The following is a 23,423-nucleotide window of genomic DNA, read 5'->3' on the forward strand; positions in this document are numbered from 1 at the left end:
ATTTAATCGAGTATTCTGTTTATTTTTCTATTTTTAAAAGTTTTGACGATTATTTTCGATAAGCCTTTATACTATGGCTATACCACTCCTGCATTTCTTTTGATGGAGGAGTCATATAATCCCCATACATCTGTGTTAGAAAAGCATCATAGTTCTTTGGAATAGGTACCATCCGACCTTCAAACTCTGTTAAAATCAGTTCTTTTAAAGTTCCTGCTGGAAAGACTTCTTTCATTTTTTCTTTCCCAACTCCAATGGCTCCTTCATATGCAGGATTTTCTGTCACACTATTTTTAACTAATTGATCTATTTTCTTATAGAAATATCTCGGATTAACAAGTCTAAGAGGATACCAGATACACAAACGAAGGAAATCTTTTAATTTGCTATCTCCGTGTACTGCACGTTCTTTTTTGATATAGGCAAGCTGACGCAAGGCAACATATTTATAGCTCTTATCAACGATGCTCAAATCTGAAAAATGATCGATTGGAAAGACATCAATAAACAAACTCGTATCATGACGCTTATATTTTACGTTATCTTCAATAACTGTTGATGTATCAAGAATAGCTGCAAAATTATGGAAATACCATGAAGAAGTATCGTAAGAAAGAACTCGATAAATAGGATGATTATCTTCCTCAATCGCTTTTAATAGACGCTCATAGTCTTTTCTATACAGTGAAATATCGATATCATCATCCCAAGGAATCATTCCCTTATGACGAACAGCTCCCAACATGGTTCCATAGCTGAGGAAATAAGGAATGTCATTTTTTTTACAAATTTCATCAACATAGTCCAGAATACCTAGTTGAATTTCTTTAATTTCATTTTTTTCTAAGTACTGCATTTAATCCTCCAATTGATAGGCTTCAAATTCGTGACTATAAAACTGTTTTTCTTTTGGTGGGAGAGTCATATAATCACCATAATACTGCTTCAAAATAGTATCGTATTGTTTCGGTGCTGAAAGCATCAGATGTTCAAAAGGAACTTCAATTAAATCTTCAAAAACTTCTTTGGCAAAGACTTCTTTTTCCTTAAACTTGGAAGGAATAAAAGCGATATATTTTCCATCTTTTACCCTATACTTTTGAATTTGCTTTTCAATTTGACTTGCAAAATAACAGGGAGAAATAGGACGAAAAATAAACCAGAAGAAGGTACGAATCAAGTCTTTTAACTTGCTATCTCCATAAACAATATTCTTATGTTTACTGAAAGACAATAATTTAAAGCTTTCCAACTTATAGCACACATCGATAACTTTAGGATCATTGAAAGAATCCATTGGAAAAATATCAATGAAAATTCCAGAATCATAAGTTTTTGTATTTCGTGTATCTACTATTCTCGTTGTCGAATCTACAACCTTTATAAAATTATTATAGTAGTGATCATCGGTTTCCAAAGCTAAAATCTTATATTTCGATTGTTCTTGATGAAATAACTGGATAAAACGGTCATAGTTTTCACGTGTCATAGAGAGGTCTATATCATCATCCCAAGGAATAAAACCTTTGTGACGGATAGCCCCAATCAAGGTACCATAATTAATAAAATAGTCAATATTATGCTTCTTACAAAAAGAGTCAATATAGGCCAAAATGTCAAGCTCAATCTGCTTAGCTTCTTCAATACTTAATCTTCTCATCTAATCCTCCTAAGATTTTTTTATACGTTTTTTGAGAGAAACAAAATGACCTAAAAATTCATAAAAGATACTATCTTTGGTCCAAACTAGTAAACCAATATAACTAAGAGCTGATAAGACCATGATAATCAGCATATTAATCAAGAAAGGTAGGTTAATCACCATTTTGACTGGATAAATAGCATTGACCAAGAAATAGATAGGAACAAATGTCAATGCAAAAAGAGAATAACGTACCGTATATTTAAAGATATGTCCTAGGTTAATGAGCTTAGTCTTATGAATAAAGATTACGTACAGTATTAGAAGAAAACTTTCTGACATCATCGTCGTAATCAAATAATACTCGGGTGAAATAATGTTATTAAAATAGAGAAGGCAATCTAAAATGAGGTTCAATCCACCCGCAAATAGCGTATAAACTGTAATTCTTTTTTCAAATCCATTTGTAAAGAGAATTTGAGAGCCTAAAATAGTATCTAAAGCAAGAATAATGGTACGAAATGCAAAGAGGGATGTCAAGATACCACCACCGATATATTTTTCACTACCATACAGAAGGATTGCATAGGGACCCAAAATCATCAAACCAAAACTAAGAGGGATGATGAAGAAGTTAAAAATACGACTTCCCCGGTTCACCAAATTTACATACTCTTCTTTTTTCCCGATTCCTAAATAGTAACTCAAGCGAGGAACACTAACTCCAATCGCACCTGTAACAACACCAGCGATAACTGTTACAATACGTTGTGCCATCGTATAATAGCTGACGTTCACATCAACACCCGTCTTTACCAAGAATAGACGGTCTAGGAAGGTAAATAACATATTGGCATTGGCAAAAATCAACATGGCTGTCAAAGGTAGGAAAAGAGGTCTAAACTCTTCTAACGAAACCTTAACAAACTGAATATCTCTCTTAATCCAAAAATAACTAATGAGATAATTGATAAGAGTTGAAAGACTCATAATCAGTGTATACACAACAATGTCATGCTCATTTTTTACAAACATAAAGATAGAGACAAGCATGAGAATACGGATGAAGGCTGTTTTATAAAATAAAAAGCTATAATTCTCAAGTGCCTCATTGACCCATTCGATGGAGAAGATTTGAGCAATTAGTTGAACACCCATTACCAAAAAAATCTTTTTGATGACAGGATTACTATTAAAGAATAAGGGATAGGAGAACAGATAGACAATACTTGTTAAAATCGTACAAACTACACATAAATAAAAAAGGCTTGAAAAGACTTTATTTAGTTCTCTTTTATTGTCTTTTACATTACTAATAGCACGAAGTCCGTAACTATAGACTCCATAGGTCGCAAAAGGCAAGAAAAAAGACAGAATAGTATCGACAGAGTTAAAATAACCATAATCTGTACGATCTAAAACACGCGCGACATAAGTACCCGTCAAAATTGGAAAAATGATATTTAAAACACGAATACCCATATAAGCCAGGGCATTTAACTTAATACTTTTCATTCAATTTACCTCGTTGATTTATTATATCATAAACTTAGTTAAAAAGCCTACTTAGCTTTAAATCCTATTTCTTACTCGATGATGATCGGTGAAAAAAAGAGGAACCTTCAGTCCTCTTTTTCTGTATTCTTAATTTTTCCTTGATGATTGATATTAGAGCGCAAAAGCAATAACACCTAAAACAGAACGATTGAGATTTCTCACTTCTTGCAAACTTTCTTCAAATTTCTTATAGCGAGTGACACCATATTCTTCTACAAATAGTACATTCTCAAATGCTAAAAGTTCTTTGACATTCTGCAAATTAACAAACTGAACTCCTTCAAGATTCAACTTGTATTCTGACTTCAATTTATTCAAGATATGATTATCTGAACTTACAATTGCTAATGGTTGGCCTTGGCACATATAACTTAGGAGTTCAGAAAGATTTTCAACAGTGGTAATAGTTGAAACGAAATCTACTTGATAAGCAGAAAAATCACCTGCACGATTGATAGTTGGATTAAAGAGATATACTAGGATATTTGCTAAAATAACTAAGACTACACAGAGGACACCAATAATCACTAAGCGTAAAATAAGATTTTTCAAGTTAAATCCAAGAGCAACTTCTCCATTCGGAGTCAATTCTGTAGAGTTGACCGTTTCAAGTTTCTCAATCTTAACATCTGTAAAAGTAGACTTAAACTTATCAATCAAAGAGTCAAATTTACTCTCAAGGAAATCATTTACTTCCTTACTTGGAGTTAAAATTTTAACAGTTACACCTGCATCATCAATTAATGGATTGATCGTTAATTTTTTTGTCCAATAGTCACTTGCAGAATTCTTCAATGCTGTTTCTGTAGTATCTAAATCTTTTGCGATTTCTTTCATCTTATCAGAATCAACATCATTAAACAGAAAGGCACCATTGAGATTACCATCAATTAGTTTTGCATAGAAGTCACTATAGCCACCAACTTGATGATTTAAAATTGTCTTTGACGATTCTTCTGGAGCAGTTATCTTATAGGTAATATAAGTTGAATAGCTAGTAGAATCTTTGACTGTATTTTTATTTTTTACAGCTTTTAAAGTAAATGGTACAGCTATGAGAGCAAATAAGGCTAGTAAAGCTAGCAAATTCACTTTACGTTTTTTATAAAGATTTGCGAACAAATCAGCTACAGAATAATGTTCAAACATGTATTTCCCCTTTTTTGATTAAGTGATGATTTTCTTTTGTAAGCATTTTTGCCACGAAAATGATAATAAGAACAATTCCCCAGAATTGCATTGTAAAAAGATTAAAGAAACTTTCTGAGAAGCTACTTCTAGGCATAAAGAATAAATTATTCAAGATTAGCAAAGATAATGCAAATAAGATTGTTCTTGAGCGATATGCCACTTGCAACATAGCTATAAAGAGCATACCAAGTAAGATACTTAGTAGAAATAGTCCCAACATACCATAATCAGTATACAATTCCATGATATAACTACTTCCAATACCATGGCCTCTTAAATATTCTTTATTTAGAACAAGATAAGATAAATTGTGGGCATAACTATTACTGTCAATCGCTAGTTCAATACTATTTGTCGTATGTTCAAATGGTTTGGCACCAAATATGATTCCGATACTACCTCTCGCAAAATAGTCAACAACCGGACCAAAAGTGAAATTTCGGAAGTCTCTATAAGGAAGACTACTATTGTACAGGAATCCTCTAGCTAAAACTCCAAAACTAGTTCCTTGTTTATAAATGAAATCGAGTAATAAATCAAAAACTCCACTATGGGATACTTGAGCATTATCACGAACATAGTTTAATGCTCCCATCGCAAGCATGAGAACAGGTGTTCCAAGATAAATAGCCATTTTTTCTTTGAAACCGATCCATTTACCTTTCTCCGTTTGTTCACGCATAAAGTAGTAAACAAAGGCAAAAATCAAACTTAGAATAAAGGGATTTCTGGTACCAATTACTAAGTGAATCAAGTTAGCCGCGATATAGGCAACTAAAACCATTGTCGCATGTGACTTTTTAGGTTTGGTTGCTAAATAAACACACATGGCATAAACCGTGAAAGTCGATAAGATATAGGTAAAGTAGGGCAATTGACTTTCAAAATTTGCATAATAATTGTAATAAGAAGTTTGCAAACGGTATAGTAAGCGCTCAAATAGTCTAAGGAAATAAAATGGATAGGTGAGTAGAAATACACTCAATGAAACGAAGCGTAGTTTTTTTACATAATTGACATTCGATTGTTTTTCCACTCTTACAGGAGCTTTGCTTTTTCGAGAAAGATAATAATTCGCTATCAATCCCCCTAAAGTCAATCCTAAAATAGATACAATAACAACTAGGAAAGCAAATTGATAAGCAATTGGTTGGTAAGTATCAAGTGCTCCATCTCTGAAATAATCGATGGTGGGTCTGGATACCAAAAATATAAAAATCGTGATAAAAAATATAAAGTGAATCAAATAATATTTGATGTTATTCCAGCAAAGTAGCAGACTGCTAATTAAGAGCAAAAGCAAAGTTGTCAGAAGTCCTACGTTGTTACTGGTAAACAAATAAGTGATTCCACTTATTATGGTTACGATATAGCTTAGAATCGTAACCGTTAGCAACATTCGTTTGCCATCAACCATCTCAGCCCTCCTTTTCTAATTGATTTTTTTCGACTGCTCAATATTTTTAAACAATAATATTCTATACAATCTTACATTTACAAATAAGGCTAAAGCACTAATACGTCTTCCTTTTCTAAAAATGGTATTTTTAAAAATAGCAAAGGCATGTTTTTTCAAGTAGTCATAAATCCTTGGATAGTCTTTAAACCCTTTGAAATTATCATCTAGAAGCATTTTATCCAAGATAAAGAAATATGCATATGCAAGTCTAAAGAAAGCTACTTCTGTTAAGCTTGTATAGTCTTTAACTACTTCATTATAAAATTTTTGATAAATATCAATGTAGGCTAAATCTTTTTCCGCATATGGTTTGGTAGTAATACTGTCTCCTCGGTGGAAATAGTAATAGTATGGTTTGGTATTAACTACGTACTTTTTAGCTACTTTAATGAGATCAAAATGATAATAGGCATCTTCATAAATCAAGCCCTTTGGAAAACCTAACTGTGTTGCAATCTCTTTCTTGATGAGTTTGTTACAAATAGTACCAGGTATTTTCTCACCAATTAAATATTCTCTAAGGAATGTTTCAGTATCACATACAAAATAATCATCCTGGTTTTCAGTTTGGGGACTCTCACTATTGGCATAGACATTCATAACCCCACAGCTGGAAACATCAGCATCTTCTTTGATTAATTGTTGATATAAGCTTGCAATCATTTCAGGATGAATATAATCGTCCGAATCTATAAAAATAACATAGTCCCCGTGGGCTTGCTTCAATCCATCATTTCGAGCTTGAGATAGTCCTTCATTTTCTTTGTGATAGACCAAAACTCTTTCATCTTGCTCAGCAATTTGTTCACACAAGCGACCACTTTCATCTATCGCCCCATCATTAACAAGAATAATTTCGAGATTTTTATAGGTTTGTTGCTGAATGGATGCTATTGATTTTTCAAGGTATTGCGCCACATTATAGACTGGAACAACGACACTAATTAATGCAGTTTCCATGCTACTCCTCTATTAGTTTTTCTACTTGTTCAATTTGTTTAGCAATTGTAAACTGTTGAATAAATTGGCTAGCTTCGTTAACATCAAAGCTTGAAACACCTGTCATGTAGTTATCAATTGCTTGAGCTGCTTCTTGATTGCTTTCAATGATTTTACCAAATCGACCTTCCTGAGATAATTCTTCTGCTCCGCCAACCTCGGTAGACACAAAGGGAACCCCTAGACTCAAGGCCTCAACATAGACCCCAGGAAAACCTTCCTGTTTGGACATGGATAATAGGACTTTCATATGAGAGAGATACTGATAAGGGTTCTTTTGATAGCCTAAAAAATGAATGTAGTCTTCAAGTTGGTATTCTAGCACTCTTTTTTTCAATTCACTTTCCATCTCTCCAGCACCTATAAAGTAGAGGTGATATTTCTTACCTTGTTGGTGCAAAAGTCGTATAACTTCTACTACTCGGTCAGAACCTTTATTTTCCTCAATACGTCCAATGGTACAGATACTTTGAGGAGCTATGTCTATTGCTACTTTCTCTTTTGATTTTTCTAAAATACTTTCAAAATCATAACCATTATAAACTGTAGTCAATTTCTGTGAGTATTCCGGATAAACTTCTCTGATAGAATTGCTGGTTTTCTTTGAAATTCCCACTATCCTATCAGCAGCATCCAATTGTCGTCTATGAGAACTACGTTTTGAAAGATCTGTTAAAAATTCTTCAATACTTCCATGAATCCAAGAAATCTTTTTCACTTCCTTACGTTTAGAAAATAAAAGAGGAGGATTCATAATGGTAAAGGAAACCTCTACATCATATTGATCTTTTACTAGTAATCGTCTTGTTAATCTTGGGAAATAAATTCTCAATCTCCACAAAAGCGCTCTTAACCATCTTGGTTGGCGATAATCTTGAAAGGCTTTTAAAATTCTCACATTTTCAGGTACTGGTTCGTATCCTTTGTCAAAATGTTCCATTTCAAGGATATCTATATCATACTTTGTCGGATCCAAGTTTGAAACAATCGTTGATAAGATTTTTTCTGCACCTCCACCTAGAGAGAAGGACCACATAAAAAATAGAATTTTCTTCTTATCCACCATATTCTCCCTTATATTCTGTATAGCTTTTATCCATATCTACTATTATGGCATCGTGGTGAGGCACTTGCTTGTCAGCTGGTGGTGGTGTCATGTAGTCACCAAAAGCTGTTCTGAGATAAACATCGTAACCAACTGGAATAGGCATTTCTGTTCCTTCGAATGGTAGGAAAATGTTGTCTTCAAAAGCCTGAATTGGATATTTATTTTTCATATAGCCAGGGCCTGAACATAATTCTGTAATGCCATCACTTTCAGAAAGTCCATACTTGGTCATTTCTTTCTCAGCCTTTTTCCAGATACGATAGCGAAGCGATTTTGGAGTTAATCCTAATAAAATGGTGCTCCCCCACTTCATGAGAACTCCATGCTTTTCTGGAATGGTTTGTGCACAAAATAGAGAATAAATCAAAGCCCAGCGGACCTGTTTCTTACGCTCTGCTGGATTTTTAGGATAGTAGTCCAAGGGAAGAACATCTAAAGCCAAGCCGTGGGGAAGATCCAAATCTTGTTGATAAGGCTTGATACAAGTCGTCTCCTTATCGCGAATGGTGATAAAGAGGTTACGGTCTACATAGTCTTTAGAACTCTTTGATAGGAAGTAACGCTCATCCGCATATTGAGGCCATAACTCTGCTAGTTTTTCATAGTCCTTTCGTGGCATAAAGAAATCCAAATCATCATCCCAAGGGATGAAACCTTTATGTCGTAAAGCTCCAATAGCTCCTCCGCCACACAAATAACAGAGTAAGCCATGTTCTTTACAAAAGGCGACAAAATATTCAGCCATTTCCAGACTACGAGCCTGAATCGCTTTCAAATCACTCATCTCATTCTCATCCTCTTCTATAGAATTACATCATTTTATTATACCAAAAAATGGTCAAAAAATCCATCTGGTTATGTGAAAAATCAAAGCCTGAGACATCTATTTTATTAGATATTTCAAGCTTTGATTTAGTTTTTATTATCATCTAAATCCCATTTGAGCTAATTTTTTCTGATAGGCTTCTTGGTCAATACGAAGTGACTGGCCTCCATAGACATCATAGTCATCTACCCAGTCTCCAAGTTCCGGTACTGTTAGTCTTTCAATACCGTTCTGGCCTCCTTCGAGAACGGATAATCCGTTGGTCAATATGAAAGTATAAGGAAGGTTTGTGGATGTCATAGCGAATACTTTACCAAGAGCTTCTGAACCTGTGAAAAGTTTTGTTGGATCCTTAATTTGCTGTAAAACAGCAGTCATGACTTGTTGCTGCCTACGAGTGCGTCCATAGTCCCCTTCATCATCATCGCGGAAACGTGCATAGTTAAGGAGAGTAGAACCATTCATTTGTTGTGTCCCAACTTTAATAGTTTGTGTTGGTGATTCGGTTTCTGTCGCATGCAAGTCATCGCCGACTGTCGCTTCTGTAACTGGAACTCCATTTAGGGTTGAAAATTGAGCATCAATGGTCACCCCGTTAGGGAAAAGCGTATCAATTGCAGTCGCAAAGGCTTGGAAATCTACAAGAGCATAGTATTTGATATCTAGGTCAAAATTATCTTTAAGGACCTTACGTACCATTTCAGCCCCTTGTTTTCCTTCTTGTTCACCTAATTCGTAGGCTAAGTTCAACTTGTGGTCAGTTTGTTTTTGTCCGTTAATAACTTGGCTATAACCATCAATATAAACTAGGTTATCTCGCATAAAACTTACAAGCTTAAGTTTTTTATCTTTACCACTTACATTAAGAACCATAATAGAATCGGTCCGTGTTTCTGCACTATTCTGACCAATACGGCCATCTGTTCCTAAAATAAGAATATTGACACCATCTCTTGTATCCTGTCCATTAAAGACTTCAACTTGAGCGGCTTTGGCATCTTTTGATCCATTTGAACTATTAGGATTGGCTGATTGAAAACCTTTCAGGAACATAAAAATCATTCCCAATGCTGCGCAAAGCAACAGCATTCCTAGCCAAGCAAGTATCCGTTTAAATCGAAAAACTCTTTTTTTCTTTGGTTTCTTCTGCTTAGGAATCTTAGCTTTTGGTTGAGGCAGACTAGTACGTCGACTAGCACGGCTGCGATTCGTATAACTCGGAAGACCTGTGTTCAATTCAGTGTATTCTTGATTTTCTACTTCTTCTTGGACAACGGAGCGCACTTCTTGTTGACCATCCAGCTTAGCTTGTAAAAAAGCAAACTCTCGCTTTTCTTTATCATTTAGATAGTGGATGTTTTTTAATAGATAGTCGTAACGTAGTTTTTCATGGTGTGTCAGAGGATTTTCTCTAGTCATTCCTTCTCCTTCCCTTTATCCTGTATGGTATAGATAGGATAAGCACCTAGTACTTTATAGTGGATCCCAATCGTTTCTAATTCTTTTTGAGCAAAGTGGACCAGTTCTTTATCAGCATAGTCCACATCAATGATGAAAAAGTATTCTCCCAGTGCTGTTTTTAAAGGACGGCTTTCAATCTTAGTCAGGTCAATTCCCCGCCAAGCAAAGGTGGAAAGAGCCTTATACAATGCACCAGGTAGATTATCTGGCAAGGTCAAGGCTAAGCTCATCTTTTCAGAATCTGCATTCAAGGGAATTTGTGGTAAGTTAGGTCCCAAAACCCAAAAACGCGTGAAATTAGCTTCCATTTCTTGAATATCTTGAGCGACTAATTCTAGTCCATATTCCTCAGCAGAGCTCTTGGGAGCAATAGCTGCAAAAGGTTGATCCGGATGTTCGGAAACATACCGCGCGGCGTAGGCTGTACTGGCAGTGACTTCTAATTGAGCATTCGGATAATGTTCATCGATAAATTTCTTCCCTTGAGCCAATGCCTGTGGGTGAGAAAAGATTTTCTCAATTGTAGATTTCCCTGGCACTGCCATCAACTGTTGATGGATTGGCTGAACAATCTCTGCCATAGCTTGAATGCGAGCCTGATGGAAAAGATAGTCTAGGGTCTCATGAACACTACCTTCAATAGAATTTTCAACTGGCACTACTGAATAGTCTACCAAACCTTGTTCATAGGCCTTGATAACGTCCGTAATATTTGAAAAAGGCTCTAGTTCCTCATGTGGAAAAGCCGTCTGCACAACATGGTGCGAAAAAGATCCTTTGGGACCTAGATAGGCAATTTTCATTTCAGTTCCTCTATAATTTCCTCTGGGCTTAATCTTGATACATCAACAATCTGACTAGCCACTTCTTCATACCAAGCCTGTCTTTCATCAAAAATCGCAGCCAAATCTTCCTTGCTATTGTTTAAAAATAGTGGACGTTGATTGTCCTTATCGACTGAAATACGCTGGTAGAGAGTCTCAAAATCTGCTTTAAGGTAGATGTTGTCTGGATTTTGCTTGAGCAAGGCACGATTTCGAGGAGAAATGACTATTCCTCCTCCTGTGGAGATAACTTGATCTGTCTTTAGCAGATCAGCCAAAACTTCTTCTTCTATCTGACGGAAGGCTGCTTCTCCTTTTTCTTCAAAGAAACGAGCAATCGGCATCCCCAAACGTTCTTCAATCAGGGTGTCCATATCTACGAAGTCAGGTGCTAAATTTCTAGCAATGGTAGATTTTCCTGCTCCCATAAATCCAAGTAAAACCTTAGCCATGAATCAAAGTCTCCAAATCATCAAAGAAGCTTGGGTAGCTAGTATTAATAGCTTCTGCACGATCCAATTCGACCTCTCCATCTGCAACTAAGAGAGCTGCAATGGCTGTCATCATGCCGATACGGTGGTCACCAAATGTATTGACTCTGGCTCCATGAAGAGCAGATTTTCCTTTGATAATCATTCCGTCTGCTGTAGGAATAATAGCTGCACCCATGTTATTTAAAGCATCAGCAACAACTTGAATACGGTCAGTTTCTTTAACCTTGAGTTCCTCTGCATCTTTGATAACCGTTTGCCCTTGAGCTTGGGTAGCAAGGAGCGCGATAATTGGTAATTCATCAATTAAACGCGGAATCAAAGCTCCACCAATCTCGGTTCCTTTGAGGTCTGAAGTTTCGACAGTCAAGGTTGCAGACTTAGCAATTGGATCAATATCAGTAATGTCCAATTTACCACCCATAGCACGGATAACATCGATAATACCTGTTCGTGTTTCATTAATACCAACATTCTTAAGTACCACTCGAGAATTTGGCACAATCAAACCTGCTACTAACCAAAAGGCTGCACTAGAAATATCTCCTGGTACGACAACCGTTTGTCCACTTAGTTTCTGTGGCCCTTGAACAGTGATTTTCTTACCATTGACACTCAAATCACCTCCGAATTGTTGGAGCATATCTTCTGTGTGATTACGAGTGCACTCCTTCTCCATAATGACTGACTGGCCGTGAGCCTGCAAAGCCGCAAAAATCAAGGCTGACTTGACTTGGGCAGAAGCGATTGGCAATTCGTATCGAATAGTTCTTAAGTTTTTCGTTCCTTTCAACTGCAACGGTGGCAAGTCTCGCTCTGTTTGACCTGAAATGCTAACTCCCATTTTTTTCAAGGGAAGAGTTACACGATCCATTGGGCGCTTGGAAAGACTATCATCTCCAAACATCTCTACTTCAAAGTCTGCACCAGCAAGGACACCTGAAATCAAACGAATAGAGGTCCCAGAATTCCCCATATCCAGGGCTTTCTGAGGGGCTTTTAATCCACCCATGCCAACACCTTGAATAGTAACGACACCGTCCTTATCCTCAATCTTTACGCCGAGGTCACGAAAAACTTGCATAGTTGATAAGACATCTTCACCACGCAAGATATCATAAACTTTAGTCTCACCCTCAGCCAAGCTTCCAAAAATAATAGAGCGATGACTGATGGACTTATCTCCTGGTACTCGAATACTACCTTTCAAATGGTTAACGTTTGTTTTTAACTTCATACCGGCCCTCATACTGACAATACTTTTTCTTATTTTATCATAAAAAGTCAGAAATTTCTTAAAAATTCCTGACTTTATGAGGTAAATTCTTATTTTAAAAGTTCTGATATTGGTTCAAAGACAATTTTTTCAATATCAGAAAGGTAAATCGAAAGTTGTTGCTGTTTGGCAAAGAATTCTGACAAGAGAGAGTTACCTTGAATCTGCTTGCCAAAACTTTCCATTTTTTCTTGGAAAGAAACATCTGGAATTTGACCAGTCTGTGCCATGATTTGGATTTCATGTTGAAAAGCAATATAATCTGCAAAAATTTTGCTTGCTTCTGCATCCGCTTGGATGGCATCTCTAGCTTCTTTAACTGCCTTGTATTCAGGCAATTCGCGTAGTCCACGACTTAGTGCATTTGCACTATCATAAATATTTGACATAATTGTCCTCCTTATTTAATAACGACTGTGTAGTCAGTATTTTCTGTAATGACTTGCTCAGCACGTTTTAAATCCTGAGCATTCTTAAAGGAAATTTGCAGAATCCCGTGAACATCCTCACGGTTTTCCTCATTGATATGGATATTGACCAAAGAAGTTCCACGTAGCAATTCCAAGATGCGTAAAATCACATCTTCCTCATCGGGAACATCAACATAAAGGTCATAAGAACTATCTACACCACCACGTTTATGGATTTCCATAGCCTGACGTTGCTCACGCGCTTGATTGAAAAAGTTCCAGATTTGGTTTTCATCACCCTTACTGATAGCTTGTCCAATCTCGTCCAAACGGCCCTTGAAATCCTCGATGCGTTCAATAATGGTATCCCGATTGGATAAGAGGATAGAAGTCCACATACTAGGCTCACTTTCGGCAATCCGAGTCATATCACGAAAACCACCTGCCGCAAAGCGTCGCGCCATTTCATGCTCTTCAGCATAACTTGCAGTTTGTTCCATTAGGCCTGATGCTAAGATATGCGGAAAATGGCTAATCTGAGAAGTCACTCGGTCATGCTCTTCAGCATCAATCTCGATAAAGCGAGCATGGAGACCAGACAACAGGTTCTTCATTTCTTCAAGAGTATCTGAAGTGGTCAGACTTGACGGTGTAAAAATATAGTAGGCATTTTCAAAAAGATTGACATCAGCAGAGGCTGCTCCTGTCTTATGACTCCCTGCCATAGGATGAGCTCCAACAAAGCGAACAGACTTATCAGCAAAACACTTCTCAGCTGTAGCCACGATAGCTGACTTGGTCGATCCAGCATCAGAAATAATGACACCTTCTTTCAAGTCCAAGTTGGCCAATTCCTTGATAAAGGCAATAGTTTGCTTGATTGGCAGGGTAAGAATGATGACGTCTGCAAGTGGAGCAAAACTGGCAAAGTCATCCGTCGCACGATCAATCATCCCTCGCTCCAAGGCAATATCTCTAGACGCTTGACTACGATTGTATCCTAAAATTTCATAATCAGGATGATCCCGCCTGATTCCGAGTGCCATGGAAGCACCAATCAAACCTAGTCCTGCGATATAGATGGTTTTTGCCATAAGAACTCCTTAATAATTCTTTGTATACTCCCGATGTTTCGCAACAGCTTCTTTTAATTCTTCCAGATTATCAGAGGAGAATTTCTCAAGGATTTCTTGAGCCAAAACCGTTGCTACGACTGCCTCCATAACGACACCTGCTGCTGGAAGAGCAGTAGGATCACTTCTCTCTACTGTTGCTTTATAAGGCTCATGAGTTTCAATATCAACACTCATCAACGGCTTGTAGAGAGTCGGAATTGGCTTCATAACTCCACGAACGATAATCGGTTGGCCGTTGGTCATACCACCTTCGAAGCCTCCAAGGTTATTAGTCCGACGAGTATAGCCATCTTCTGATGACCAGAGAATTTCATCCATGACTTGGCTACCCTTAAGATGGCCTGCTTTAAAACCGAGGCCGAACTCCACACCCTTAAAGGCATTGATAGAAACAACAGCTTGAGCTAGCCTTGCATCTAGTTTACGATCCCATTGAACATAAGAACCAAGACCAACCGGAACACCACCGACAACCGTTTCAACAACTCCACCGATGGTATCCCCATCTCGCTTAATCTGGTCAATATAGTCCTTAATCTCCTGCTCACGTTCTTGGTTGACGATAGAAACTTCAGACTGGGCAGCCAATTTCTTAATCTCTGAGACTGTTAAGTTTTCTGGAACATTGATTTCCTTACCACCAAAGACAACAACATGGTTAGCAATTTCGATATCAAGCTCAGCTAAAAGCCGCTTAGCAACAGCTCCAACTGCCACTCGCATAGTTGTTTCACGAGCAGATGAACGTTCCAAAGAATTTCGTAAATCATCAAAGCGGTATTTGATGCCCCCAACCAAGTCTGCGTGACCTGGACGAGGATGTGTGATTTTTCGTTTACTTTTGAGTTTGTCTTCAATATCCTCGGCAGACATGATATCTAGCCATTTTTGGTGGTCTTTGTTAATGACATCCATGGTAATGGGAGCCCCTGTCGTCTTACCATGACGAACCCCAGAAGTGAAGACAACCTGATCACTCTCGATTTTCATGCGTCCACCACGACCGTAACCGCCTTGGCGACGTTTGAGATCCTCATTGATATCTTCTGCAGTCAAAGGCAGTCCTGCTGGAATTCCTTCAATAATTGCTGTCAGACGAGGACCATGTGATTCTCCTGCTGTTAAATATCTCATACATTCTCCTTATTTTACTAAGTAATCTTTCATTTCTTCGAGAGAAACTGGGTGAATCGTCGCTGAACCAAGTTCTGGTACCAAGACTAACTTCATGGTATTGCCACGCGCTTTTTTGTCATGAGTCAAAGCCTGATAGAGCTTGTCAACATCCCAGTTTTCATAATCAACAGGAAGACCAAACTTCTGACACATCTCTCGGATAGACCGAGTTATTCTAGCTGGCATGAGTCCTTTGCCTTCGGCTACCTTAGAGACCTGAACCATTCCCATAGCTACTGCCTCACCGTGCATGACTTTTCCATAACCAGCAGTTGCTTCAATAGCATGGCCAATTGTGTGACCAAAGTTGAGATATAAACGAATGCCATTATCCAACTCATCTTCAACTACCATCTTGCGCTTGACCTGGCAAGAATGCTCAATCAAACTCTCTGAATGTTCCAAAATGCTTTCCACAGAACCATCCAAATTAGATAATAGGTCCCAGAGCTCAGGATCTTCGATCAAGCCATACTTGATGACTTCACCCATTCCTTCAATCAACTCTCGCTTTCCTAAGCTTTCAAGAACAGTTGGGTCAATCAAAACGCCATCCGGCTGAGCAAAAGTTCCCACCATATTCTTGGCAAAAGGTGTATTCACACCTGTCTTACCACCGATTGAAGAATCCACCTGGGCCGTCAAACTAGTCGGAATTTGGACAAAGTGAATACCGCGCATATAGGTAGAGGCCACGAAACCTGCCAAATCACCAACTACACCGCCACCTAGAGCCACAATTCCATCGCTACGAGTCAAATCCTGTTTGACCAAGAATTCATAAGCCTTTTGAACCGTGGTTAAATTTTTTCGCTCTTCACCCTCTAGGAAGTCAAAAACTGCCACTTGGAAACCAGCATCCTCTAAGCTCAATTTAACCTTTTCTGCATAGAGTGAAGCCACACGGTTATCCGTTATGATAACAATTTTTTGTGGTTGCCAAAGTTCTCGCAACCATTTTCCTGCTTGAGACAAGCATCCTTTTTCAATCTGAATATCGTAGGGATGATGTGGAAGGTCTATTCTAATTTTCATAGCAGGTCTCCTTTTTCTTTATTGGTACTTTTGTTTTAATAATTCCCAGATTTGATCTGTTGGCATTTCCTTGCCTGTCCATAACTCAAAAGCTTCAGCAGCTTGGTAAAGTAGCATGCCAAGACCATTGATAGATTGATTTCCCTGGTTTCTTGCCCATTTTAAAAACGGTGTTTCAAAGGGTTGATAAATCACATCTGCTACCAAGAGCATCTCTGGTAAAACGATGCTGGTCGGGATTGGATGAGAGGATTCATCCATGCCCACACTAGTAGCATTAACCAAGAGGTCGGCTTTAGTGATGCTGTCTTGAAGATCTTGAACATCCTCTAATGCAAATAAATCTACTCTAAATCCAGTCGCATTCTGTATTTTTTCTAAATAAGGTCTTGTTTTTTCCATGGATGAAGAACGAACAAAGACAGAAATCTGACTCACTCCATCCAAGATTGCCTGTGCCAAAATTGCCTTGGCTGCACCGCCTGCTCCTAACAAAACCAGTCTTTTCTTTGATATTTTAAAAGAAGGCAAGCTCTTAAAGAATCCCTTGCCATCTGTGTTATATCCAATTAATGTTCCTTCTCGATTCACAACTGTATTAACTGCACCAATTAAACAAGCCTCTGCGCTCAACTGGTCCAGATAAGCAATCACTTGTTCCTTGTAAGGCATAGAAAGATTGATTCCATACATCTGATAGCGACGAATATTAGCAACTGTTTCTGCTAGTTCAGTCGCATCTACTTCCCAAGCAAGATAAACACCATTGGTATTGGTTGCTTCAAAAGCGCTATTGTGAATAAAGGGAGAAATGGAGTGTTTGATAGGATTTGCGACTACAGCTGCTAAACGTGTGTAGCCATCAATCTTCATTTAGAAGCTCCCTAATTTTTTTCATGCTAGATAGTGAAATTTGTCCTGGGGCACTAGCTTCATCTAGACTTGCAAAAGACCAACTAGATCCAGTCACATCTGAAGTAATACGAGAGACCTTGCCCACTTTTCCCATAGAAATCGTTACATATTCTTGTTCAGGATTCAGTGTTTTAAAGCCACGTGTAAAGTTCATCAAATCCAACACATCCTGTTCTGTATTAGCCATAACAGCTATTTTTACAACTTTAGGATTTAAACTTGTTAACTCAGACAAGATTTCCATTAGATTTTCAGGTGTCTCTTGGAAGTTATGGTAGCTCAAGACGAGATTTGGAAAGTCCAACATCTGATCAAAAACATCCTTGTAGCTAAAATATTCAAAATCAATATAATCTGGTTGATAAAGCTGTGCCACTTCCTTGATCATTTGAACATACTCTTCTGAAGAGAGCTCAATTTGACCACCCTCGGCACGAGTACGTAAAGTAAAAACAAGCTCACGACCTGCAAATTTTTCAAAAATAGCTGGCGCTACCTGCAAGATAGCTTCCTTGGGTAAGAAGTCTGCTCTCCACTCAATGATATCTGCATCATGATACCGCATAACATCAATGGCCTGAGCCTCTTCTATACTTCTTGGCATGACAGAAACAATTAATTTCATTTACTAACCTTCATGGTAATCACTTTGAGGTAATTACTACTTTCATCTTTTTCATTGTAGACAAAGTCTGCTGGAAGTCCATATTTATGAAGGACCTGATACTTTCTACCTGCAAATCCTTTGTCGATTTGTTCTGTGAATTTTTGACGGGAAACATTAGCCGCATTGGTACTAGCAATAATGATTCCACCTGGGTTTAAAATCTCTAGGCTTTGGGAAATCAACTTATGATAATCCTTAGCTACAGAGAATGTTTGTTTTTTATTTCGGGCAAAGCTAGGCGGATCCAGAACAATCACGTCATAACTTAAACCTTTTCTCTTAGCATATTTAAAATATTCAAAGACATCCATGACAAGCAGTCGATGATTGTCTAAACTCAAACCGTTGGCATGAAAATGAGCTTCTGATAGTTCTCTTGAACGTTTGGCTAGGTCTACAGAGGTTGTTTCACTAGCTCCCCCCATAGCTGCAGCGACTGAGAAGGCCGCTGTGTAGGAAAACATATTGAGTAAGGATTTCCCCATAGCTAAACCATCAACTAAGCTCCCACGAACTTCATGCTGATCCAAGAAAATCCCTGTCATAAGGCCGTCATTCATAAAGACTTGGTACAAGACTCCATTCTCAAGAACAGTGAAATATTCAGCTGCTTCTTGACCATAGATATGAGTAGACTCATAGTCTAGACCTTTAAAGCGAATCTTTTCATAGGCACCTAAGACTTCCGGGAATACCTGAGAGAAGGCTGCTATGATCTCTTGGCGAAGACTATAAATATAGGAGTTATACCAAGAAAAGACAACATAATCTCCATAGAGATCCAGCGTCATTCCACCAAAACCATCACCTTCTTGATTAAACAAACGAAAGGCAGTTGTCAACTCATCTTGATAGTAGGAAGAACGTTTTAGTTTGGCTTGCTTAAACAAGCTTTCAAAGAAGGTTTGTTTAAAAGAAATGTTCTGGTTAGATACAAACCAACCAATTCCCTTATTTTGACGAGATAAATAAGCCTTCCCTAAAAATTCTTTGCTTTGGCTGAAAAGTTCAACTTCCTGATCAGTTTCAGATAAGTCTGGAAAATCAACTTCTTCCAAAAGAACCTGACCTTTGCGGAGCTTTTTTTCGACACGCCGACTGACGAATACTTTATTCATAGATACAATTATATCAAATTTGTTGAAAATTCACAAAGTAGAAAGTGATTTCTCCATTGATGTCATAGGAACTATCCAAACTTTTCGTTTCTGCTTGATGATTTCTAAATGAGAATGGTCATTTGTGTTGAGAAATTTCATTCTATTACCGTAAAAATAGACATTCACATCCTGAGGTCTATTTTTGTAGCGCAAACGTTTGCTCATTTGCTTGCTTTGTGGTAAAATGATTGTCAAATTGTTAAGTATGAGGACTTTCTATGAAAAATCAAACCCTAATGCAATATTTTGAGTGGTACCTTCCCCACGATGGACAACACTGGACGCGACTTACCGATGATGCTGAGCACCTTGCAAATCTAGGAATTAGCCACGTCTGGATGCCACCTGCCTTTAAAGCTACCAACGAAAAAGATGTCGGTTATGGTGTCTATGACCTTTTTGACCTCGGTGAATTTGATCAAAAAGGAACTGTGCGTACCAAGTACGGTTTCAAAGAAGACTATCTTCAAGCCATTCAAACACTTAAATCACATGGGATTCAACCTATGGCTGACGTCGTCTTAAACCACAAGGCAGCTGCAGACCGTTTAGAATCCTTCCAGGTTATTGAAGTCGACCCAGAAGATCGCACTATTGAACTTGGAGAACCTTTTACCATCAATGGTTGGACTGGTTTTACCTTTGATGGCAGACAAAACACCTACAATGATTTCCACTGGCACTGGTACCATTTCACTGGAACTGACTATGATGCCAAAAGACGGAAGTCTGGCATCTATCTCATTCAGGGAGAAAACAAAGGTTGGGCTCATGAAGAATTAGTCGATAACGAAAATGGTAACTATGACTACCTCATGTATGCGGACTTAGATTTTAAGCATCCAGAAGTCATACAAAATATCTACGATTGGGCTGATTGGTTCATGGAAACGACTGGTGTAGCTGGTTTTCGTTTAGATGCAGTCAAGCATATCGACTCCTTCTTTATGCGTAATTTCATTCGTGACATCAAAGAGAAATATGGACAAGACTTCTATGTCTTTGGAGAATTCTGGAATCCAGACAAGGATGCCAACCTAGACTATCTCGAAAAAATTGAAGAGCGCTTTGACCTTGTCGATGTCCGCCTCCATATGAATCTCTTTGAAGCAAGCCAAGCTGGTGCAGACTACGATTTGCGTACCATCTTTAATGATAGTCTGGTTCAAATCAAACCAGATAAGGCTGTAACCTTTGTCGAAAACCATGATACTCAACGAGGACAGGCTTTAGAATCTACTGTAGAAGAATGGTTCAAACCAGCAGCCTATGCTCTCATCCTCCTACGTGAACAAGGGCTTCCTTGTGTCTTTTACGGAGACTACTATGGTATCTCTGGTCAATATGCTCAGCAAGATTTTAAAGAAGTTCTTGATTGTCTCTTAGCTATCCGAAAAGATTTGGCTTATGGAGAGCAGACGAACTACTTTGATGACCCTAATTGTATCGGTTGGGTTCGTTCTGGAGCTGATAACCAATCACCTCTTGCCATTCTTATCTCAAACGCTCAAGAAAATTACAAAACCATGTTTGTAGGTCCAGAATGGGCTGATCATACTTTTGTTGATTTACTTGGCAACCATTCAGACCAAGTAACTATTAATGCTGAAGGATATGGTGATTTCCCAGTTGCTGAACGTTCTGTAAGTGTTTGGGGACTTACTTATTAAGAACACAAAAAACTTGCCATAGGCAAGTTTTTTTATTACTAAATATTAGTCTTTCCAAAGATCCATGGCATTTTTAAAATCAGATGAAACCTGAACATTTTGAGGGTTTGTTGCCTCTCTCTCTTGACGTTTCGCTTCTACCTGGGCTACACTCCTAATCCCTTCATGACGCCAGTTTCGTAGGATAGCTTGGATATATTTCCAATTTGGTTTTCCATTCAAAACAGCTTCTCGTAAGGCTTCTTTTATCAAATCCACACTAGTTCCGTCTTCTTTCAAACTCTTTTCCAAGTCTTCAATTTCAAATGGGCTCAATAGACGACCTAGTTCCTGTTGGAAAGTATCTACCAAGCTCTTTAAGTCATTTGGAGCAGATTGCACCTGGTTTGGAGCTTGTTTTTCAAACAGTTGGTCTAAGCGCTCCAAGGCAAGAGTTGCATCGAAGATTACTTCTATTTCACCATTCAGTTCAATGGTTCGGTATTGAAGCAACCCTTTCTCAGTCAATCGTGAAATAGCCTGATTGACTTCAGTGACATTTTTGCCGATTTTTTCAGCAATCTGACTTGGAGACAATTCACCTAAAGCCGTTGTATTCTGTAGGTAAAAGAATTGCCAAACCAAGAAATCATCGCTTGACGAAAACAGTTGATTGTAATGTAAGAGCAGGTCACTCGGTAACACTAAGTTTCCTGATTTGAAAGCATCTAAATATGTCATAATTCCTCTTATAAATATCCAAAATGAGACACATCATCTTCCACACTTTTCCACTCAAACGGCGTCTCTTGGTACACTGCATAATTTACCCAGTTACTAAAGAAGAGGGCTGCAGATGAACTCCAACGCATACATGGGAGTTCATGAATGTCATCATTTTTGAAATAATTTTCTGGTATATGTGGATCTAAACCAGCATCTAGATCTCTAAAATATTCCTTTGCAAGCGTATCGCGATCATACTCTAAATGCCCAAAGCTATATACTTCTCTCAAATCTCGACTCGCAAGGATAGATATTCCCACCTCTTTTCCTGATGCTAAAATCTCTAGATTTGTTTTGTTTAGAATATCTTCTTTGTGGACTTCTGTATGGCGAGAATGAGGGGATACATATAAATCATCAAAACCTCTCAGTAGAAGATGACCTTCTTTCAAAACATCTTGAGAATAAATCCCAGAAAGCTTCTGGTCCATCTGGTATTTATCTACGCCATAGCGATAGTATAGACCCGCTTGTGCTCCCCAGCAAATATACAGGGTTGAAAAGACATGAGTCTTAGACCAATCGATAACCTTAGTAAATTCCTCCCAATAGTCCACTTCTTCAAAAGGGAGATGTTCAACTGGAGCACCTGTAATAATCAAGCCATCAAAATACTGGTCTTGAACTTCTGAGAAGGTCTTATAAAAAGTCTTCATATGCTCAGAACGAGTTGTTTTCGACTGATGACTTTCCATATATAAAAATTCAATATCTAACTGCAAAGGAGTATTGGCTAAATGGCGTAAAAGCTGAGTTTCTGTAACCATTTTCAGTGGCATCAAGTTTAAAATCAGAATTTTCAGTGGTCGAATATCCTGATGAGCCGCCCTCTGGTCATCCATGACGAAAATATTTTCCGTTCGTAAAATCTCAACTGCTGGTAATTTTTTATCAATTCGAATCGGCATAGAAATCTCCTTACTGTATCATATTGGACTCAAGTAAACATGGTATCGTCAACGGGGAAAAATGCTGACGTTTCTCTTTCCCTTTATTATACTGTATGAAGATATAGTTTTCAATTATAGTTTTTCTCTAACTAGATATAGCTTATTTTTATATCAAATGAAGAGAAAACAGCCCTAGGGACTGTTTTTCATTAATAATGCATCAGCACTTTATAGTCGTAATCTCCGATAGCTTCACGACCTTTGAGTTCATCCAGTTCGATCAAGAAGGCACAACCTGCTACGACTCCACCCAATTTTTCAATCATTTCGATGGTTGCTTTAACAGTACCACCTGTTGCCAAGAGGTCATCTACAATAAGAACACGTTGACCTGGTTTGATAGCATCTGCGTGCATGGTCAAAGTATCAACACCATATTCTTTTTCGTAGTCCGCTGAAATGACTTCACGTGGCAACTTGCCAGGTTTACGAACAGGCGCAAAACCAATTCCCAACTCAAAAGCGACTGGACATCCAACGATAAATCCACGAGCTTCTGGTCCTACGATCATATCAATCTTTTTATTAGTAGCATATTGAACAATTTCACGAACAGCATAACTGTAGGCATTTCCATCTGCCATCAATGGGCTAATATCACGGAAAGTAATTCCTTCTTGTGGATAATTTTCAATACTTGCAATGTAATCTTTTAAGTTCATAGCGTTTCTTTCTTTTAAAGTTTTTACTCCCTATTATACCATA

The 23,423-nt window shown here is 37.9% G+C and carries 23 protein-coding genes; 1 reads left to right on the top strand and 22 read right to left on the bottom strand.

Annotated elements, in window-relative coordinates; translation table 11 throughout:
- Positions 1–49: 49 nt before the first annotated feature.
- The 19 genes from I1J71_RS03635 to I1J71_RS03725 all read right to left on the bottom strand — a co-directional run bounded on the left by I1J71_RS03635 (position 50) and on the right by I1J71_RS03725 (position 19,291).
- Positions 50–856, bottom strand: coding sequence for a LicD family protein (locus tag I1J71_RS03635; RefSeq protein ID WP_195183746.1), 807 nt, complete (start codon positions 854–856; stop codon positions 50–52).
- Entirely contained in the window at positions 857–1,660 is an 804-nt protein-coding gene (locus I1J71_RS03640) for a LicD family protein (protein WP_195183747.1), read from the bottom strand.
- A gap of 9 nt (positions 1,661–1,669) precedes the next feature.
- Entirely contained in the window at positions 1,670–3,157 is a 1,488-nt protein-coding gene (locus I1J71_RS03645; protein WP_195183748.1) for an oligosaccharide flippase family protein, read from the bottom strand.
- A 153-nt stretch (positions 3,158–3,310) separates the two neighbouring features.
- Entirely contained in the window at positions 3,311–4,348 is a 1,038-nt protein-coding gene (locus tag I1J71_RS03650) for a prephenate dehydratase (RefSeq protein WP_195183749.1), read from the bottom strand.
- Positions 4,341–5,807, bottom strand: coding sequence for an O-antigen polysaccharide polymerase Wzy family protein (locus tag I1J71_RS03655; RefSeq protein ID WP_195183750.1), 1,467 nt, complete (start codon positions 5,805–5,807; stop codon positions 4,341–4,343). The genes I1J71_RS03650 and I1J71_RS03655 overlap by 8 nt, the downstream gene beginning before the upstream one ends.
- 15 nt (positions 5,808–5,822) lie before the next feature.
- Positions 5,823–6,809, bottom strand: coding sequence for a glycosyltransferase family 2 protein (locus I1J71_RS03660; protein ID WP_195183751.1), 987 nt, complete (start codon positions 6,807–6,809; stop codon positions 5,823–5,825).
- Position 6,810: 1 nt separating this feature from the next.
- The gene (locus I1J71_RS03665) at positions 6,811–7,914 is read right to left on the bottom strand and encodes a glycosyltransferase (RefSeq protein ID WP_195183752.1); all 1,104 of its coding nucleotides are present in this window, start codon (positions 7,912–7,914) and stop codon (positions 6,811–6,813) included.
- Positions 7,904–8,740: a LicD family protein gene (locus I1J71_RS03670; RefSeq protein WP_195183753.1), complete on the bottom strand. Its 837-nt coding sequence runs from the start codon at positions 8,738–8,740 to the stop codon at positions 7,904–7,906. Before I1J71_RS03670 ends, I1J71_RS03665 begins: the two co-directional genes overlap by 11 nt.
- A 141-nt stretch (positions 8,741–8,881) precedes the next feature.
- The gene (locus I1J71_RS03675) at positions 8,882–10,201 is read right to left on the bottom strand and encodes an LCP family protein (RefSeq protein WP_195183754.1); all 1,320 of its coding nucleotides are present in this window, start codon (positions 10,199–10,201) and stop codon (positions 8,882–8,884) included.
- Positions 10,198–11,046, bottom strand: coding sequence for a prephenate dehydratase (gene pheA, locus I1J71_RS03680; RefSeq protein ID WP_195183755.1), 849 nt, complete (start codon positions 11,044–11,046; stop codon positions 10,198–10,200). Before pheA ends, I1J71_RS03675 begins: the two co-directional genes overlap by 4 nt.
- Positions 11,043–11,519 carry a shikimate kinase gene (locus I1J71_RS03685; RefSeq protein ID WP_195183756.1) on the bottom strand — a complete coding sequence of 159 codons (477 nt, stop codon included), beginning with the start codon at positions 11,517–11,519 and terminating at the stop codon, positions 11,043–11,045. Before I1J71_RS03685 ends, pheA begins: the two co-directional genes overlap by 4 nt.
- Entirely contained in the window at positions 11,512–12,795 is a 1,284-nt protein-coding gene (aroA, locus tag I1J71_RS03690) for a 3-phosphoshikimate 1-carboxyvinyltransferase (protein ID WP_195183757.1), read from the bottom strand. The genes I1J71_RS03685 and aroA overlap by 8 nt, the downstream gene beginning before the upstream one ends.
- An 89-nt stretch (positions 12,796–12,884) precedes the next feature.
- The gene (locus tag I1J71_RS03695) at positions 12,885–13,223 is read right to left on the bottom strand and encodes a YlbF/YmcA family competence regulator (protein ID WP_195183758.1); all 339 of its coding nucleotides are present in this window, start codon (positions 13,221–13,223) and stop codon (positions 12,885–12,887) included.
- 11 nt (positions 13,224–13,234) lie between these two features.
- Entirely contained in the window at positions 13,235–14,338 is a 1,104-nt protein-coding gene (locus I1J71_RS03700) for a prephenate dehydrogenase (protein WP_006151543.1), read from the bottom strand.
- Positions 14,339–14,347: 9 nt separating this feature from the next.
- Entirely contained in the window at positions 14,348–15,514 is a 1,167-nt protein-coding gene (gene aroC, locus I1J71_RS03705; RefSeq protein WP_006151452.1) for a chorismate synthase, read from the bottom strand.
- Positions 15,515–15,523: 9 nt separating this feature from the next.
- Positions 15,524–16,591: a 3-dehydroquinate synthase gene (aroB, locus tag I1J71_RS03710; protein WP_195183759.1), complete on the bottom strand. Its 1,068-nt coding sequence runs from the start codon at positions 16,589–16,591 to the stop codon at positions 15,524–15,526.
- A gap of 18 nt (positions 16,592–16,609) precedes the next feature.
- A complete protein-coding gene (locus I1J71_RS03715) occupies positions 16,610–17,464 on the bottom strand; it encodes a shikimate dehydrogenase (protein ID WP_070677132.1) in 855 nt (284 codons plus the stop codon).
- Positions 17,454–18,131, bottom strand: a complete 678-nt coding sequence (gene aroD, locus I1J71_RS03720) for a type I 3-dehydroquinate dehydratase (protein ID WP_004252228.1) — start codon at positions 18,129–18,131, stop codon at positions 17,454–17,456. The genes I1J71_RS03715 and aroD overlap by 11 nt, the downstream gene beginning before the upstream one ends.
- Positions 18,128–19,291 (bottom strand): class I SAM-dependent rRNA methyltransferase, encoded by a 1,164-nt coding sequence (locus I1J71_RS03725; protein ID WP_195183760.1) that lies wholly within the window; start codon positions 19,289–19,291, stop codon positions 18,128–18,130. The genes aroD and I1J71_RS03725 overlap by 4 nt, the downstream gene beginning before the upstream one ends.
- A gap of 260 nt (positions 19,292–19,551) precedes the next feature.
- On the opposite strand from I1J71_RS03725, the gene I1J71_RS03730 reads away from it, so the two are divergent.
- Positions 19,552–21,003: an alpha-amylase gene (locus tag I1J71_RS03730; RefSeq protein WP_195183761.1), complete on the top strand. Its 1,452-nt coding sequence runs from the start codon at positions 19,552–19,554 to the stop codon at positions 21,001–21,003.
- Positions 21,004–21,048: 45 nt separating this feature from the next.
- Here the strand turns inward: I1J71_RS03730 and I1J71_RS03735 are convergent, their stop codons facing one another.
- The 3 genes from I1J71_RS03735 to I1J71_RS03745 all read right to left on the bottom strand — a co-directional run bounded on the left by I1J71_RS03735 (position 21,049) and on the right by I1J71_RS03745 (position 23,380).
- Positions 21,049–21,723, bottom strand: coding sequence for a DnaD domain-containing protein (locus tag I1J71_RS03735; protein ID WP_195183762.1), 675 nt, complete (start codon positions 21,721–21,723; stop codon positions 21,049–21,051).
- An 8-nt stretch (positions 21,724–21,731) separates the two neighbouring features.
- Positions 21,732–22,676, bottom strand: a complete 945-nt coding sequence (gene metA, locus I1J71_RS03740) for a homoserine O-acetyltransferase MetA (protein WP_195183763.1) — start codon at positions 22,674–22,676, stop codon at positions 21,732–21,734.
- A 191-nt stretch (positions 22,677–22,867) separates the two neighbouring features.
- The gene (locus tag I1J71_RS03745; RefSeq protein ID WP_006148048.1) at positions 22,868–23,380 is read right to left on the bottom strand and encodes an adenine phosphoribosyltransferase; all 513 of its coding nucleotides are present in this window, start codon (positions 23,378–23,380) and stop codon (positions 22,868–22,870) included.
- Between the last annotated feature and the right edge of the window lie 43 nt (positions 23,381–23,423).

This window comes from Streptococcus infantis (assembly GCF_015546995.1).
In the GTDB taxonomy this organism is placed as follows: Bacteria; Bacillota; Bacilli; order Lactobacillales; family Streptococcaceae; genus Streptococcus; species Streptococcus infantis_J.

Excerpts from the sequence above, each read along its gene's own strand:
- I1J71_RS03650 (WP_195183749.1), bottom strand. The coding sequence starts at position 4,348 with ATGTTTGAACATTATTCTGTAGCTGATTTGTTCGCAAATCTTTATAAA.
- I1J71_RS03685 (WP_195183756.1), bottom strand. The coding sequence starts at position 11,519 with ATGGCTAAGGTTTTACTTGGATTTATGGGAGCAGGAAAATCTACCATT.
- aroB (WP_195183759.1), bottom strand. The coding sequence starts at position 16,591 with ATGAAAATTAGAATAGACCTTCCACATCATCCCTACGATATTCAGATT.
- metA (WP_195183763.1), bottom strand. The coding sequence starts at position 22,676 with ATGCCGATTCGAATTGATAAAAAATTACCAGCAGTTGAGATTTTACGA.
- I1J71_RS03700 (WP_006151543.1), bottom strand. The coding sequence starts at position 14,338 with ATGGCAAAAACCATCTATATCGCAGGACTAGGTTTGATTGGTGCTTCC.
- I1J71_RS03670 (WP_195183753.1), bottom strand. The coding sequence starts at position 8,740 with ATGAGTGATTTGAAAGCGATTCAGGCTCGTAGTCTGGAAATGGCTGAA.
- I1J71_RS03745 (WP_006148048.1), bottom strand. The coding sequence starts at position 23,380 with ATGAACTTAAAAGATTACATTGCAAGTATTGAAAATTATCCACAAGAA.
- I1J71_RS03655 (WP_195183750.1), bottom strand. The coding sequence starts at position 5,807 with ATGGTTGATGGCAAACGAATGTTGCTAACGGTTACGATTCTAAGCTAT.
- I1J71_RS03665 (WP_195183752.1), bottom strand. The coding sequence starts at position 7,914 with ATGGTGGATAAGAAGAAAATTCTATTTTTTATGTGGTCCTTCTCTCTA.
- I1J71_RS03715 (WP_070677132.1), bottom strand. The coding sequence starts at position 17,464 with ATGAAGATTGATGGCTACACACGTTTAGCAGCTGTAGTCGCAAATCCT.
- I1J71_RS03640 (WP_195183747.1), bottom strand. The coding sequence starts at position 1,660 with ATGAGAAGATTAAGTATTGAAGAAGCTAAGCAGATTGAGCTTGACATT.
- aroA (WP_195183757.1), bottom strand. The coding sequence starts at position 12,795 with ATGAAGTTAAAAACAAACGTTAACCATTTGAAAGGTAGTATTCGAGTA.
- I1J71_RS03675 (WP_195183754.1), bottom strand. The coding sequence starts at position 10,201 with ATGACTAGAGAAAATCCTCTGACACACCATGAAAAACTACGTTACGAC.
- pheA (WP_195183755.1), bottom strand. The coding sequence starts at position 11,046 with ATGAAAATTGCCTATCTAGGTCCCAAAGGATCTTTTTCGCACCATGTT.
- I1J71_RS03645 (WP_195183748.1), bottom strand. The coding sequence starts at position 3,157 with ATGAAAAGTATTAAGTTAAATGCCCTGGCTTATATGGGTATTCGTGTT.
- I1J71_RS03735 (WP_195183762.1), bottom strand. The coding sequence starts at position 21,723 with ATGACATATTTAGATGCTTTCAAATCAGGAAACTTAGTGTTACCGAGT.
- I1J71_RS03725 (WP_195183760.1), bottom strand. The coding sequence starts at position 19,291 with ATGAATAAAGTATTCGTCAGTCGGCGTGTCGAAAAAAAGCTCCGCAAA.
- I1J71_RS03635 (WP_195183746.1), bottom strand. The coding sequence starts at position 856 with ATGCAGTACTTAGAAAAAAATGAAATTAAAGAAATTCAACTAGGTATT.
- aroC (WP_006151452.1), bottom strand. The coding sequence starts at position 15,514 with ATGAGATATTTAACAGCAGGAGAATCACATGGTCCTCGTCTGACAGCA.
- I1J71_RS03730 (WP_195183761.1), top strand. The coding sequence starts at position 19,552 with ATGAAAAATCAAACCCTAATGCAATATTTTGAGTGGTACCTTCCCCAC.
- I1J71_RS03660 (WP_195183751.1), bottom strand. The coding sequence starts at position 6,809 with ATGGAAACTGCATTAATTAGTGTCGTTGTTCCAGTCTATAATGTGGCG.
- aroD (WP_004252228.1), bottom strand. The coding sequence starts at position 18,131 with ATGAAATTAATTGTTTCTGTCATGCCAAGAAGTATAGAAGAGGCTCAG.
- I1J71_RS03695 (WP_195183758.1), bottom strand. The coding sequence starts at position 13,223 with ATGTCAAATATTTATGATAGTGCAAATGCACTAAGTCGTGGACTACGC.